Below are 14,540 nucleotides of genomic sequence, written 5' to 3'. Positions count from 1 at the left end.
AAACTTAAATATTTCCAGGTTATCCTATAGTGTTTTAACACCCTCTACATAATATATAAGTAGAAATAGGTGGCACACTTACTTCATTAACACAAGTCTTAGGTCCTTTATTTACACCCGCTTTGTCAACTTCATATTCATTGGCTAAAACTCTCCAATCATAACAATCTGGTAAAAGTACTTTTATATCTTTATTGTTAGCATTATGAACTATAATTAATTTATTATACTCGTTTTTGAAGGTAGATGTTAACTCATAAGCTATACAATTACAAGGTGCATCAAGAAATACTAAAGACTTTCTTACCTCATAAGCATTGTCTAAGGTCATAACTTTTTGGCTTTTCCTTAATGCAATTAAACCCTTTATATATTCATAAGTTTCTGTAAACTCAGATTTCCTATTCCAACATATTTCATTCACAGTATCACCAGCATTATAGCTATTATGATTTCCTTGCTTAGTCCTTAATATTTCCGTCCCACCTTGAATAAAAGGTATTCCTTGAGAAGTAAGTATTATAGATAAAGCCAATCTATTCATTTTTTCTCTTTCTAAAGGCGTATTATTAGGATTGCTTTTTTCAAATTTATCATATAAACATAAATTATCATGAGCACTTACATAATTTATGGATTCTCCAGGTTCTTTCGCGAAATCATATATTTTGTCATTATATTTAATACCACCAACAATTCCTTTTTTCACTTCTAGTTCAAAACCTACTCCGCCATTTACAAATCCCACCTGGCTACCGTCATTGTCTCCCTTTATGGAATTTCTCAAAGCATCATTAAAGAGTGATACCTGCATACCTTTTTGGCTACCTTTTAATAGTTGTAACGATGATGGTAATGAAGATGGGCCACCTGTCCATGGTTCACCATAAATAACAATATTAGGGTTAATAATTTTTGCTTGCTTAATAACCTCTTTCATTGTATCAATATCATGAAGAGCCATTAAATCAAACCTAAATCCATCTATTTTATATTCCTCTGCCCAAAATGCGATACTATCTACAATGAATTTTCTCATCATAGGTCTCTCTGAAGCAGTTTCATTACCACAACCAGAACCATTAGTATAATTTCCGTTACAATCTCTTCTATAATAATATCCTGGAACTGTGACTTCCATTGGTGAATTTTCAAAATCAAAAGTGTGATTATATACAACATCCATGATTACGCAGATACCATTTTCATGTAGTGTTTGAATCATAGTTTTAAACTCTCTAATTCTTACTGTGCCATCTTGGGCATCCGTAGCATAAGAACCCTCGGGAACATTAAATAAATAAGGATCATATCCCCAATTATATCCACCTACCGTTTCATCCACAGTTGCAAAATCATAAACAGGTAATAGATGAACATGAGTTATTCCAAGATCTTTAAGGTGGTCCAGTCCTGTAACAACACCTTTAGAGGTTTTAGTGTTTTTTTCAGTAAAAGCTAAATATTTTCCTTTGTTTTTAATTCCTGAGTCTTCTGATACTGAAAAATCTCTAACATGAAGTTCATAAATTACTAGCTCAGTTCTATTAATTGGTAGAGGTCTTTTATGATTTTTCCAATTGTGTGGATTTATAGAATTAAAATCCACAATCATACCCTTTTTACCATTGGCATTTGCAGCTTTGGCATATATATCTTGTGTTTCCTTTTCTATCCCAGAATTTGTTACTAAATAATTATAATACTTATTTTTAAAATCACCATGAAGAGTAAGAAACCAAAGCCCTTTTTCCCCTTTATTCATGACATGTTTTTGCTTTATCTCAGCATTGAAAGTCTCATACACAACTACTGAAATTTCTTCCGCATTAGGTGCCCAAACTTTAAAAGTAGTGCCATGAGTAGTATAAACTGCACCTAAATCATTCCCATTATAAGTGAAGTTGTTGCTTTCTAATACTTCATCCATTATCTAATCTCTCTCCTTAAAAATAATAAAAAAATATAGTAAGAGCTTTCTATTCATACTATGCAAGTGCACTTAAAAAATAACTCTAGAAACCTAGAGTTATTTAGTTGATTCTCTTTCAACTAATTTTGTATCAATAATATAATTAGTTATATATTCCTTTTCATTTTCCAATTTATTAATTAATAGTTTAACTGCAAAATAACCTAATTCTTCAGAATTAATATCCACTGAGGATAGTGACGGGTTTCTATAAGCAGTTAATGGGGTATTATTAAAACCAACAATTGAGATGTTATTTTGTGACATTTCATTTATTGCTTTAGATGCGCCAAAGGCAATCAAATCATCAGTAGTGACAACTGCTGTAGGATTTGAGTTTTCCAAAATCTTTTTCATAGCATCATAGCCGCTAGCTTCTGTAAATTCTGCTACTTGAATCATATTTTCATCTATTTTAACACCAATATTCTCCATTGCTTTTTTATAACCTTCTAATCTATTTATAGTAACATTAAGCGTAGGTGATCCACCTATAAATGCAATTTTTCTCTCACCCTTTTGTATAAGGTAATTAACAACACTGTACATTGCATGAAAATTATCATTATCAACCCATAAAAGCCCTTCAGTATCTTCTGGTTTACCAATTACTACAAAAGGATAATCTGATTCTTTTAAATATGCGATACATTTATCATTCTTCCTTACTACTGGTAAAATAATACCGTCAACTCTTCTACTATTCATTAAACTTGCTATATATTCTACTTCTTGATCTTCATTATTACTGTAGGTATACATAATATAATATCCTTTTTTTTGAGCATAATGACTTATGCCTCTCATAATTTGAATGAAAAATGGGTTAACAAATAAATCTTCATCTGTGTTAGGTAAAATAAGTCCTATAGTTTTTGTTGTTTTACTAACAAGACTCCTAGCTATTGCATTAGGATGATAATTTATTTCCTTCATTGCCTTATAAACCTTTTGTTTTGTAGCATCACTAATTTTAGGATTATCCGCAATTACTCTTGAAACTGTAGATGGTGATACATTTGCAAGCTTTGCTACTTCTCTTATAGTTACTGACATGAAAACTTCACTTCCTACTTTCTAAAAATGTTGTATACTAATTATATTATTAAATGTAATTTTGTGCAAGGATAGCTTATATAAATACTAGACATAATATGGGATAAAAAAGTGACACAATAATTTTTTTTGAAATATGCCTAACTATATTTAAACTTATTAGGATTCCATTGTGCAACCGATTGCAAAATTATTCAACTTAATTATAATCTTTTGATTAATCTTCTGTCAATAAAATATTGTTTTACTTTTGTTATTATATCTACTTTTCTCACGTTTTTTTGATGCACCACTGAAATCATTGAATGCATACTAATTTGTTTTTAATGAGACAAGGTTTTCACTAATAAAAAATAATAGAAATTATTTTGTGCAAACGCATTCACAAATCATGTTTTTTATATTATTATATTAAAGTAGGGTTAATTTGTTTTGTTAATATTTTTATTCCGTGGAATTATAATTTTAAATTCTATGTATAAGGCCAAAACATTTTATTCAAAACCATTAAGTAATGACTTTTATTACTATAGTAATTTACATAAATATAAAGGAGGACGCTATGCACAACATTAAAGCATTTATTTTTGATTTAGATGGAGTATTAGTTGATACGGCAAAATATCATTATTTAGCATGGAGGAGATTAGCAGAAGAACTTAATATTGATTTTTCGCTTCAAGACAATGAGAGGTTAAAAGGTGTAAGCAGAATGCAGTCATTGCAAATCATATTGGAGATAGGTAATATTACATTGAATGATGATACAAAAATTGAACTGGCACAAAAGAAGAACAATTGGTATGTTGAATATATTTCCAAATTAACTCCTGATGATATTTTACCTGGGGTTATTGGCTTTTTAAAAAGTGTGAAGGATAATGGCATAAAAGTAGCATTAGGTTCTGCAAGTAAGAATTCTATGCTTATTCTTGACAAGTTAAATCTAACGGATTACTTTGATGCCATAATTGATGGCACAAAAGTGTCTAAAGCAAAACCAAACCCAGAAGTTTTCTTAAAAGGTGCGCAGGCTCTTAAAGTATTGCCAAGTCAGTGTATTGTTTTTGAAGATGCTGAAGCCGGAGTTGAAGCTGCCATTAATGCAGGAATGTATTGTGTTGGAATAGGTTCTAAAGATGTATTGAGAAAAGCTCATTTAGTCCTTTCAGGATTTAATAATATGACTTTTGATAAATTAGAACTATAACAAGCAGATTAATTAATAATTGTTAATTAATAATTATTAATTAATCAGTAGAATAACTAGGAGGAAAAACAATTAATAATTGTTTTGTACCCCATAGAACAACAGGAGGGTTTTAATGGAACACTATTATAAATTAGATGAATGGAATATTATTGAGCAAGGATTTAATGCAGATAAAAATGAAATATCTGAAAGTATATTTAGCTTAGGAAACGGTTATATGGGACAAAGAGCAAATTTTGAGGAAGAATATAGTGGTTCATCTTTACAGGGGAATTATATAGCTGGTGTTTATTATCCAGACAAAACAAGAGTAGGTTGGTGGAAAAATGGATATCCAGAATATTTTGCTAAGGTTTTAAACTCAACAAATTGGATTGGTATTAACATTAAAATTAATGACGTTTCTTTAGATCTTGCTAAATGCACTGTAATAGAATTTGAAAGAGTTTTGAATATGCAAAAGGGTTATTTACAAAGAAGTTTTAAAGCTACACTTTCAAATGGTAATAAGATTGAAGTAAATGCTAAAAGATTTATTAGTATGATTCGTGGGGAAATAGGAGTAATAAAGTATTCTATAAAGCCATTGAATTTTAGTGGCAAATTAGAATTAACACCTTACCTTGATGGAGATGTTATAAACTTTGATTCCAATTATGATGAAAAGTTTTGGGATGAGATTTCCAAAGAAATTAATCCTTACGCAGGATATTTGCTATTAAAAACCAAAAAATTAGATTTTCATATCTGCACATATATGAACTATGAAATAACTGTGAATGATAAAATAATTAAACCTGCTATAGCACTAAATCAAAGTGAAAAATATGTTGCCAGTACCGCTTTAGTTAATTGTGAAGAAAATGACGAAGTTGTAATTTATAAATATGTGGCTAATACTTCATCAAGATATTATGATATATCCAAATTAATCGAAATAACAAAAGAACTTTCTAGCCAAGCTAAAAAAGACGGATTTGAAATGTTATTAAAAGAGCAAGCTGATGCTTGGAAAGAAAAGTGGAAGGAAAGCGATATAGTTATACAAGGTGATATTTCTGCACAACAAGGTATTCGATTTAATATATTTCAATTAAATCAGACCTATACCGGGGAAGATCATAGACTAAATATAGGACCAAAAGGTTTCACTGGTGAAAAATATGGTGGAAGCACATACTGGGATACTGAAGCTTACTGCATCCCCTTCTACCTAAGTACTTCTGAGGAAAAAGTTTCAAGGAATCTGTTATTATATAGATATAAACAGTTAGACAAAGCCATAGAGAATGCTGAGAAGTTAGGATTTACAAATGGAGCAGCATTGTATCCAATGGTAACAATGAATGGCGAGGAATGTCATAATGAGTGGGAAATAACCTTTGAAGAAATTCACAGAAATGGAGCCATAGCTTATGCTACATATAATTACGTTAACTATACTGGAGACAAGTCTTGCCTTGGTGAATTTAGTTTTGAGGTACTTGCAGCCATATCAAGATTTTGGGCTCAAAGAGCGACTTTCTCTAAATGTAAAAATAAGTATGTGATTCTAGGTGTTACTGGACCTAATGAATATGAGAACAATGTAAATAATAACTGGTATACCAATCGAATTGCTACTTGGACTTTAGAATATACATTAAAGGTTATAAATTATCTAAATAAAAATGAGCCTGAAAGATTAAGCGAGCTTAAGAAAAAGCTTAATTTTAAGGACGATGAAATGATTACTTGGAAGAATATTATTGAAAATATGTACTATCCATATGATAAGGAACTTGGGATTTTCCTTCAACAAGATGGATATATGGATAAAGAACAGATATTAGTAAAGGACCTGGATAAAAATAATCTGCCAATAAATCAAAAATGGTCATGGGATAGAATATTACGGTCTTGCTTTATCAAACAAGCAGATGTACTTCAAGGCATTTACTTATTTGAACAGGATTATGATACTGATACAATTAAAAAGAATTTCGATTTCTACGAACAACGAACAGTTCACGAATCCTCCTTATCCCCTTGCATTCATACTATTTTGGCTGCAAAAATAGGTAATTATGATAAAGCTTATGAAATGTATTTAAGGACATCCAGACTTGATCTTGACAATTATAACAATGACACAAAGGATGGTTGTCATTCCACAAGTATGGCAGGTACATGGATGGCAGTAGTACATGGTTTTGGAGGACTTAGAGTTATAGATAATAAACTAATCTTAAATCCAATTATTCCAGAGCACTGGAAATCGTGCTCCTTTAAAATAACTTTTAGAGGTGCACTTCTGAACATTAAATTTAATGCGGGCCTTCTTCAAATACAAAATGAGAAGAACGTAGCAGTAGATTTATTAGTGTATAAAAAAGATTATAAGCTAAATGGGAATGGTTTATTAGAAATTAAAATATAATATATCTTATATATATACCAAAAGCCTTAGCATATATTTTAATTGCTAAGGCTTTTACTGTTTACTCATGGCACTTATTTTGATAAGATTAGAGTGGTTTACGTTATTGTTAATTAATATAAACACAAGATGAATTAATCAATGGAGGGTAATTATGACTTTTACTAATATCAAAATTAAAGCAATAGCCGATAGAATTATGAATAGAGCAGTTAAAAGTGGCTTTAAGAAGGAAGAAATGGAAGATTTCTACATAGAATCATTACTAAAACAAACTACGTCCCCTAGAACTCGCGATTTTATTGAATTATCCTATTATAAGGGTATATTTAAAGGACTCCAATATTCTGAAACCTTAATTAATTTAAATAGTGCACAAGAAAGTGCTAGTAGTTCAGTAGATGAATTCCAAAAATATAATGCTGAATTAATTAAAAGACTTGAAGCTCTTAATAGTATTGTTTTTAAGATTAAAGAACCCCCTCAAAATACTGGTAAAATAATTCAAGATGGAAGAAGCTTTATTTCTTACAAAAACAAATTTATAAGTAATATTAAGGATGCAATAAAAATGGCGTTGGATAATAAAACTTATTTAGAAAAAAAGTAGTTTTTACACTTTTTTTTATATATAAGAAATACTTACAAATTTTCATCATATAATATAGTAATATAACTATAAAGAAGATGATAAAATGAATGAAGACGGTAATTATTATATTAGGTTAAATAGTAGAGTAGAAAAAATGATTAGAACATCAGAATTTTTAGGGTCTGGTCATAATGGAATAGTATATTTGCTCCCTAACCAAAGAGTAATTAAGATTTTCAAAGATAAAAAAATCTGTGGCAAAGAATATAGTATTTTTATGAAAACTAGAAAGAGCAAATATTTCCCTAAAGTTTATGAACATGGAGATTACTACATCGTACGAGATTTAGCAAATGGAGAGCGGCTAGATAAGTATATCAAGAAACATGGTATCACCAAAGAAATTTCACATAATCTAGTGGACCTTATTAGAGAATTTAAGAAGCTTAATTTTAAAAGGGTAGATATTAGGTGTAAAGATTTGTACTTAAAAGAAGATTTTTCAATTACAGTAATCGATCCTAAAAATAATTATTCAAAAAAAGTAAATTACCCCCGACATCTAATGAAAGGTTTAAACAATTTAGGTGTATTGGACCAATTTTTATTAGTAGTTAGTGAGATTGATACTGAGTTTTATGAATTATGGGATTCTAGTTTTAAACAATATTTAGAAAATAATCTTAAATAGTATAAGAGGCTGTAATTTAATAGTTTACAGCCTCTTATTCTGTTGGAATATTATAAAACATTTAGCTCCTTTAACTCATCTAAGAATTCTTGAAAGTTTAAAACCCTTGAAGAATCTAATATAATTTTTGCACTTCGCAGCATTCTTTTATCTTCCGTAACAAGTGTATATTCTTTATTCTTTTCACATAAATCAATTAGACTAAAGTCATTAATAGAAATTTTATCTCCATTTACAAAATATATATTTTTATTCTTTTCATATTTAATGAAATCATTTTGTATGCTCTCTTCGTTTAAATTAAGACTGCTATTGGTAATAATATGCCCTAATAATTTTAAAAACTTATTTGAGAGTACAAATTCTTCCTTAAATTTTACATACTCTTTCACGGATAATTCTCCTGCAATATCTTCAGAAATTTTAAAATCAATAAAATCAATATTTTCAATAGAATCCAACAAGGTAGGATATTTATTCCACACTTTTATTACAATATTAGTATCCAATAAATACTCTTTATAAATCATTTTGTTATCTCCTTTTAGAATAAATCTATATTAGATCTTCAATAAAAAGATATTTTCATTTCTATTCTTCCCATTAATTTTAAAATACTCTTAATGTACATTTTAATCACCTACTATTATTTATTAATATTATATTCACTAATAAATAAATGGTTAACTATTATTAAATTTCTTAGGAATTTCACCTTGATAAATATAAGCAATGGCATTATAATTTAGAGACATAATAAATTAGATACTAGTATATGCTTTTTTAGCATTATGAAATGAAAGGAGTAGCTGCTTTGCGGCTAAAAATAAAATTATGGAAGTACACGTGTTTTTAAAAGGTAGTAAAGAAGCTGTTATTTATAAAGGCGATAGAATCGATGTTTTAGATTTTGAGATGAACAAAGTTAAATATAAACAAATTAGATATTTTAGAAAAGGCATCAGCAAAAGTGAACTAGTAGAAGAAGAAGGTATTAACAAAATAGTTAAAGTTGAGGTATAGTAAGATTCCAATTATTTTAAAGGAATAGTGATTTGCTACTTTAAATTAATAAATACCTACATCCATGACATGGATGTAGGTATTTATTATAGTACACTATTTTCTTTTATTGTTTTTTGCTTTATTTTTGTTTTCCTGTCTGCTTCCAAAAGTTACCTTATTCCCAGCTATTGTAGGTTTGTTTTTCTTTGTATAGTTTTTATCTACAGAATTATCTTTAGGCTTACTTTTTACAGTTTTTCCTTTTTCTCTGCCCTTTTGCTGTTTTGGTTTTGTATTTGATGTATTTAAATGTTCCATATTTTTTTGACCCCTTGGTTTTATTAAACACTTAGGTCCGTAACCAATTAAATCTTCCCTGTTTGCTTCTATTAAGGCTGAATATACTAAATCATATTTCATAGGATCTCTATATTGAAGCAATGCTCTTTGCATAGCTTTTTCATGCTTTGTTTTAGGTACATGAACTTCTTGTAGTGTTTCTGGATCAAGCCCTGTATAAAACATGGTTGTTGATGGTGTTCCAGGGGTTGGATAAAAATCTTGAACTTGTTCAGGTTGATAATTAGTATCCCTAAGATATTCAGCTAGTTCTACAGCTGAACTCATGTTGCATCCTGGGTGGCTAGACATTAAATAAGGAATAAGATATTGTTTCTTTCCTATTTTTTCAGTAGCCTTATAAAATTTTTCTCTGAATTTATCATAAGTTTTCCCAGCTGGTTTGCCCATGAATTTTAAAACTTTGTGAGAAACATGCTCTGGTGCAACTTTTAGCTGACCACTAACATGGTGCTCAATAAGTTCATTAAAGAAGGTATCATTTTTGTCTGCCATAATATAGTCATAACGTAATCCTGAACGTACAAAAACTCTTTTAACATTTGGTAATTCTCTAAGCGATCGAAGTACGTTTAAATACTCCATATGATCAACATTTAAATTTTTGCATGGGGCAGGATGTAAACATTGCTTATCTTTGCAAGCACCTACTTTTAATTGTTTATCGCATGCCGGCTTTCTAAAATTGGCAGTAGGCCCTCCTACATCATGGATATATCCTTTATATCCCTTTAATTTTGTAATTTCTACCGCTTCATCAATTAACGATTTTTCACTTCTACTTTGCACAATTCTACCTTGATGAAAGGTTATGGCGCAAAAAGCACAGCTACCAAAACATCCTCTTGAACTAACTAAACTGAACTGAACTTCCTCTATAGCTGGAATTCCACCAAGCTTTTCATACATAGGATGATAATTTCTTTGGTAGGGCAAACCATAAACAACATCTAATTCTTCCCTAGTAAGAGGCATTTCTGGTTTGTTTTGTACAAGATACTTATTAGTATGCTTTTGTACTATAACACCACCCCTAATAGGGTCTTGCTCATCATACTGTATTTTAAAAGCCTCTGCATATTTTTTCTTATCATTGCAAACTTCCTTATAAGATGCTATTTCAACATGGTCACCTATATTTTCTATATTCTCTGTTACATAACAAGTTCCAAGAATGCCAGTAATGTCTTTTATATCTATACCTTCATTTAATTTATTTGCAACGTTAACAACTTGTTTCTCTCCCATGCCAAATATTAGTAAATCCGCTCCACTATCTATTAGCATAGACTTTCTTACCTTGTCACTCCAATAATCATAATGTGCAAACCGTCTTAAACTTGCCTCTATTCCTCCAATAATAAGAGGAATACCTTTATATGCTTCTCTTATTTTATTGCAGTATACTATTGTTGCTCTGTCAGGCCTAAGGCCCATCTTTGCACCAGGAGAATACAAATCTTTTTCTCTTACTTTCTTGCTTACGGTATAATGATTAACCATAGAATCCATATTACCAGCATTAACTAAGAATCCTAGCCTTGGTTTGCCAAGTTTCTTGAAGTCTTCTGTATCCTTCCAATCAGGTTGAGCTATTATTCCTACTTTATAGCCCTCGCTTTCTAGAACTCTTGAAATTATTGCTGTTCCAAAACTATGATGATCTACATATGCATCACCAGTAACTATAATAAAATCTAACTCAGTCCAACCTCTATCTATAATATCACTCATACTAATTGGTAAATATTTATTATCCGTCATTATTTCCACCTTCTTTTACTTTAATCTTAAATCTCGATATTTAATTCAAAATATAATTATAGCATTCTTTACGATTTATTTCTTTCAAAATATTAATTTTAATATTTACCTTATTTTATATGAACTATATTTCACTTAATATTATAAGTAATTATTAACTGTACTTTTGTAGAAAAAGCATTTTTATAAGAATAACATTTCGTCTATACTTACATATAATAAGAACATAATAAACTTTTTTAAAAAAAGCTTAGTATTTTATTTTTTAAAATTTGCTAGAAAATAATAAATAAGGAGAAAATTCATGAAAAAATTTGTAAATAGTATAAAAAATAAAATTTCAGAATCTAGTGAAGAGGCTGTAACAAATAATGATAGTATTCAACAAAGTTTCACAATGAATATTTACAATGGAAAAGGGTTTTATGAAACCGGAGTTAGTAATACCTTTTGGTCCACCTTAACTATTACCGCTAAAATTTATCAACCTCAAAATGGAACTTGGACAATTATTATTAGAGACAAAGCCAACAAAAATTTGACTGTTTACGAGAACTATCATATGGTCCATGATAAAGAGATTTCATTTAATTATAAAACAGGATTAAAAACAAATCTTTTAATTGAAGCTACTTGGACTGATGCTAAAGATACAATTCTAAGTGGAGAAATAGTTATTAATTACTAGTCATCTTAATTTGACTTTCTATTAAATAATGTTATTTATTGAATTCTAATATTTTTTATAATATACTTAATCCAGTTAGAATGAATGGGGGGTTATAAGGTTGATAGATAGTGAAAAAAAACTTAATGATGATAAGTTAGTAAAAAAACAAAAGTTGAAAGAAAAATTTTTAAACTTATGTAGCAAATTCAATAACGATAGAGATTTTAAGTTATTTTTAATAGTAGGACTTTTTACTGGAATAGCAAGTGGTATTAACACAACTGTGTTTAATAATTTTTTAAGCGATACATATAAATTAACAGCTTCTGCTAGAGGTATTGTAGAATTTCCTCGTGAGTTACCAGGAGCTTTAATAGTTGTAGTACTCGGAGTACTAGCATTTCTTGGTGACATAAAAATAGCAATAGTAGGGATGATATTTGCTGCACTAGGAATGCTTGGTCTAGGTTTGTTTTCTCCCTCTTTTGCATCTATGCTTTTATGGATGATGTTACTAAGCCTTGGTACACATATTTTTATGCCATTATCTGCTGGCATAGGAATGAATCTTTCTGAACATGGAAATTACGGTGCAAGACTAGGAAGATATAGTGCATATAACTTAATTGCAACTATTGTTGGCTACGCAATTGTGTGGTTTGGATTTAAGTACTTTAATCTTACCTATCAAATAGCCTTTGTGCTAGCCTCAGTATTTTACATTTTCGCTGCTTTTTTTCTTGGACTAATGAAATCTAAAAAGCCTAAAAAACAAAAGGTAACTCTTGTTTTCAAGAAAAAATATACACTATATTATTGTCTTAGTGTAGTTAATGGTGCAAGAAAGCAGATTTTTTTAACCTTTGCACCCTGGGTACTTATTAAAGAGTACAATGTTGATCCTCCTACTTTCGCAATACTCGGATTAATAATAGCTGTATTAAGCATTTTCACAAGGACCATTGTTGGCAATGCTATAGACAAAAAAGGTGAAAGATTTGTTCTTTCACTAGAAGCAATAGTTCTTATAGTAATTTGTATGGGGTATTCCTTTGCAGATTATTTAGCATCTCCAAGTATTGCTGTAGTTATTATTGCAGCCTGCTATGTTATAGATAATTCACTAAGTGTAGTAGAAATGGCAAGGTCTACATATATAAAAAAAATTGCTATATGCCCTGAGGATGTTATCCCTACTCTTTCTGCAGGTACCAGTTTTGATCATGTAATTGCTATGTCAATACCTTTTGTAGGCGGTATATTATGGACAACTATGGGATACCAATATGTTTTTATTGTTGCCGCATTCATTGCTGCTATTAATTTGTTTTTGTCTTTAAAAATAAGAATTTATTAAACTACAAAAGGCCATTAAATCAAAAGATTTATGGCTTTTGTATAGATAATTCCAAAGATATTTTAGTATTAGTCTTGTTCATTAACTTTTTCTAATAAAAGAAAAAAATCTTGTTCATTTTTCTTTTCCAAATATTTATCTATAAGTGACCGAGTAGACATTTTATTTAGACCTTTATACCCATTATCCAATATATCGGTTAGAACATTCATGAAATAATCCTTACTTTTATCTATATCCTTAAGCATGTTAAAGGATATATCCTTTATTAATTCTTGTTTTATAGCTTCTCGTAGATTTTCAGTATATTCTTTCATAATTTTTTGTGTATCTTCAGGATATTCAGAAAAATCTCCTGACATTATATCTTCAATTTTCATTAGGACACTCCTTAATATTTTCTTTTTTAGACATATTTTTATTAAAGTTATATATTGTTTGTTTTTTTCACGGGGTCTTTTACTACAATAATCCCAAGTAAACCAGGGCCCGTATGAACTCCCGCTACTGGGCTTATTTCTCCAAATGATAATCTCGTAATGTTGGGAAGTGCCGCAATTGTTTCAGAAAAAGCCTTCACCTCTTCATAAGCACCCCCATGCATAACCCAAATTTTACAAGGATTTAGCTCAAGAGCCTCTCGTGCTATATCTACTAGCTTGCTTATGGCTTTCTTTTTCCCCTTTGCCTTTGCATAAGTATAGTATACACCCTCGTTATTAATGGAAATTATAGGTTTTATATTTAATATTTCACCAATAGTACCGGAAACTTTTCCGATTCTCCCGCCTTTGATTAGATATTTAAGAGTATCCACTGCATAATAAACCGTAACTCTACTTTGTATTTCAGGAAGATCTTCTACAATTTGCTCAAAAGTTTTCCCGTCTTTTATCATTTCTCCACATTCTTCAACAATGGCTGCTTCACCAATAGTTAGAGATTTAGAATCAAAAACGCAGGTATTTATAGATGAATGGCCTTCACTTACCAATCTCAATGTATTGTATGTGCCTGATAAATTTGAAGATATAATAACAGCTATTGCATGAGTATAACCCTCTTTCTCAAGCTTTAGATACATGTCTTCCATATCCTGCATTGAAGGTAATGACGTTGAGGGAATTTCATATACAAAATTATCATATACCTCTTTTGGGGTAATAGTTACTCTGTCAATGTACTCTTTATCTTTATATATTATTCTTAGAGGAAGTACTTTTAGGTCATACTTTTGGATCATTTCCTTATCAACATCTGAAGTACTGTCCGTAATAAGTGCAATTTTACTCATTTTAACTTCACCTTTCTACAATGAAAATTTTATTATTTAAAATAACTACAAACTATATCAATTTACCTTAATCTTTCATTAATTTACAAGTTAATAATATTATATCCTTATATGTCTATAATTAAAACATATAAATTGATTCCAGGT

13 protein-coding genes are annotated in these 14,540 nt (G+C 29.7%); 7 read left to right on the top strand and 6 right to left on the bottom strand.

Translation table 11 applies throughout. The features are described from left to right. Nucleotides 1–34 precede the first annotated feature (34 nt). Nucleotides 35–1,930 carry a type I pullulanase gene (pulA, locus tag ACREVU_RS15140; protein WP_431552443.1) on the bottom strand — a complete coding sequence of 632 codons (1,896 nt, stop codon included), beginning with the start codon at nt 1,928–1,930 and terminating at the stop codon, nt 35–37. Between the two features lie 99 nt (nt 1,931–2,029). Further along, nucleotides 2,030–3,028 (bottom strand): LacI family DNA-binding transcriptional regulator, encoded by a 999-nt coding sequence (locus ACREVU_RS15135; RefSeq protein ID WP_431552442.1) that lies wholly within the window; start codon nt 3,026–3,028, stop codon nt 2,030–2,032. A 562-nt stretch (nt 3,029–3,590) separates the two neighbouring features. Between ACREVU_RS15135 and pgmB the strand changes: the two genes are divergently transcribed. The 4 genes from pgmB (at nt 3,591) to ACREVU_RS15115 (ending at nt 7,943) form a co-directional block, all read left to right on the top strand. Continuing rightward, nucleotides 3,591–4,238: a beta-phosphoglucomutase gene (gene pgmB / locus ACREVU_RS15130; protein WP_431552441.1), complete on the top strand. Its 648-nt coding sequence runs from the start codon at nt 3,591–3,593 to the stop codon at nt 4,236–4,238. Nucleotides 4,239–4,353: 115 nt separating this feature from the next. Then, nucleotides 4,354–6,660: a family 65 glycosyl hydrolase domain-containing protein gene (locus tag ACREVU_RS15125; RefSeq protein ID WP_431552440.1), complete on the top strand. Its 2,307-nt coding sequence runs from the start codon at nt 4,354–4,356 to the stop codon at nt 6,658–6,660. Nucleotides 6,661–6,814: 154 nt separating this feature from the next. Then, nucleotides 6,815–7,270, top strand: a complete 456-nt coding sequence (locus ACREVU_RS15120) for a hypothetical protein (RefSeq protein WP_431552439.1) — start codon at nt 6,815–6,817, stop codon at nt 7,268–7,270. Between the two features lie 85 nt (nt 7,271–7,355). Beyond that, nucleotides 7,356–7,943 (top strand): protein kinase, encoded by a 588-nt coding sequence (locus tag ACREVU_RS15115; RefSeq protein WP_431552438.1) that lies wholly within the window; start codon nt 7,356–7,358, stop codon nt 7,941–7,943. 50 nt (nt 7,944–7,993) lie between these two features. Here ACREVU_RS15115 and ACREVU_RS15110 read toward each other — a convergent pair whose 3' ends face one another. Next, nucleotides 7,994–8,473 (bottom strand): PIN domain-containing protein, encoded by a 480-nt coding sequence (locus tag ACREVU_RS15110; protein ID WP_431552437.1) that lies wholly within the window; start codon nt 8,471–8,473, stop codon nt 7,994–7,996. A gap of 304 nt (nt 8,474–8,777) precedes the next feature. Here ACREVU_RS15110 and ACREVU_RS15105 point away from each other — a divergent pair, with 304 nt between their 5' ends. After that, nucleotides 8,778–8,966 (top strand): hypothetical protein, encoded by a 189-nt coding sequence (locus tag ACREVU_RS15105; protein ID WP_431552436.1) that lies wholly within the window; start codon nt 8,778–8,780, stop codon nt 8,964–8,966. A 96-nt stretch (nt 8,967–9,062) separates the two neighbouring features. On the opposite strand, the gene ACREVU_RS15100 is transcribed toward ACREVU_RS15105, so the two are convergent. Further along, on the bottom strand, nt 9,063–11,072 hold the full coding sequence (locus ACREVU_RS15100; protein WP_431552435.1) for a YgiQ family radical SAM protein: 2,010 nt from the start codon (nt 11,070–11,072) through the stop codon (nt 9,063–9,065). Nucleotides 11,073–11,376: 304 nt separating this feature from the next. On the opposite strand from ACREVU_RS15100, the gene ACREVU_RS15095 reads away from it, so the two are divergent. Further along, nucleotides 11,377–11,760, top strand: coding sequence for a hypothetical protein (locus tag ACREVU_RS15095; RefSeq protein WP_431552434.1), 384 nt, complete (start codon nt 11,377–11,379; stop codon nt 11,758–11,760). Between the two features lie 100 nt (nt 11,761–11,860). Beyond that, nucleotides 11,861–13,099 carry an MFS transporter gene (locus tag ACREVU_RS15090; protein WP_431552433.1) on the top strand — a complete coding sequence of 413 codons (1,239 nt, stop codon included), beginning with the start codon at nt 11,861–11,863 and terminating at the stop codon, nt 13,097–13,099. A gap of 68 nt (nt 13,100–13,167) precedes the next feature. Here the strand turns inward: ACREVU_RS15090 and ACREVU_RS15085 are convergent, their stop codons facing one another. Then, on the bottom strand, nt 13,168–13,479 hold the full coding sequence (locus tag ACREVU_RS15085) for a hypothetical protein (protein ID WP_431552432.1): 312 nt from the start codon (nt 13,477–13,479) through the stop codon (nt 13,168–13,170). A 47-nt stretch (nt 13,480–13,526) separates the two neighbouring features. Next, nucleotides 13,527–14,393, bottom strand: coding sequence for a DegV family protein (locus ACREVU_RS15080; RefSeq protein ID WP_431552431.1), 867 nt, complete (start codon nt 14,391–14,393; stop codon nt 13,527–13,529). Nucleotides 14,394–14,540 lie beyond the last annotated feature (147 nt).

Origin of the sequence: Clostridium sp., assembly GCF_050717535.1 — a bacterium.
Lineage (GTDB): Bacteria > Bacillota > Clostridia > Clostridiales > Clostridiaceae > Clostridium_AD.
The sequence above is the reverse complement of the archived record's forward strand: the minus strand, read 5'-3'. Positions and strand labels throughout refer to the sequence as shown.

Bases quoted from the DNA above. Each gene is read 5' to 3' on its own strand.
- ACREVU_RS15085 (WP_431552432.1), bottom strand. From the start codon at position 13,479: ATGAAAATTGAAGATATAATGTCAGGAGATTTTTCTGAATATCCTGAA.
- ACREVU_RS15105 (WP_431552436.1), top strand. From the start codon at position 8,778: ATGGAAGTACACGTGTTTTTAAAAGGTAGTAAAGAAGCTGTTATTTAT.
- ACREVU_RS15115 (WP_431552438.1), top strand. From the start codon at position 7,356: ATGAATGAAGACGGTAATTATTATATTAGGTTAAATAGTAGAGTAGAA.
- ACREVU_RS15120 (WP_431552439.1), top strand. From the start codon at position 6,815: ATGACTTTTACTAATATCAAAATTAAAGCAATAGCCGATAGAATTATG.
- ACREVU_RS15080 (WP_431552431.1), bottom strand. From the start codon at position 14,393: ATGAGTAAAATTGCACTTATTACGGACAGTACTTCAGATGTTGATAAG.
- ACREVU_RS15125 (WP_431552440.1), top strand. From the start codon at position 4,354: ATGGAACACTATTATAAATTAGATGAATGGAATATTATTGAGCAAGGA.
- pgmB (WP_431552441.1), top strand. From the start codon at position 3,591: ATGCACAACATTAAAGCATTTATTTTTGATTTAGATGGAGTATTAGTT.
- ACREVU_RS15100 (WP_431552435.1), bottom strand. From the start codon at position 11,072: ATGACGGATAATAAATATTTACCAATTAGTATGAGTGATATTATAGAT.
- ACREVU_RS15135 (WP_431552442.1), bottom strand. From the start codon at position 3,028: ATGTCAGTAACTATAAGAGAAGTAGCAAAGCTTGCAAATGTATCACCA.
- ACREVU_RS15110 (WP_431552437.1), bottom strand. From the start codon at position 8,473: ATGATTTATAAAGAGTATTTATTGGATACTAATATTGTAATAAAAGTG.
- ACREVU_RS15095 (WP_431552434.1), top strand. From the start codon at position 11,377: ATGAAAAAATTTGTAAATAGTATAAAAAATAAAATTTCAGAATCTAGT.
- pulA (WP_431552443.1), bottom strand. From the start codon at position 1,930: ATGGATGAAGTATTAGAAAGCAACAACTTCACTTATAATGGGAATGAT.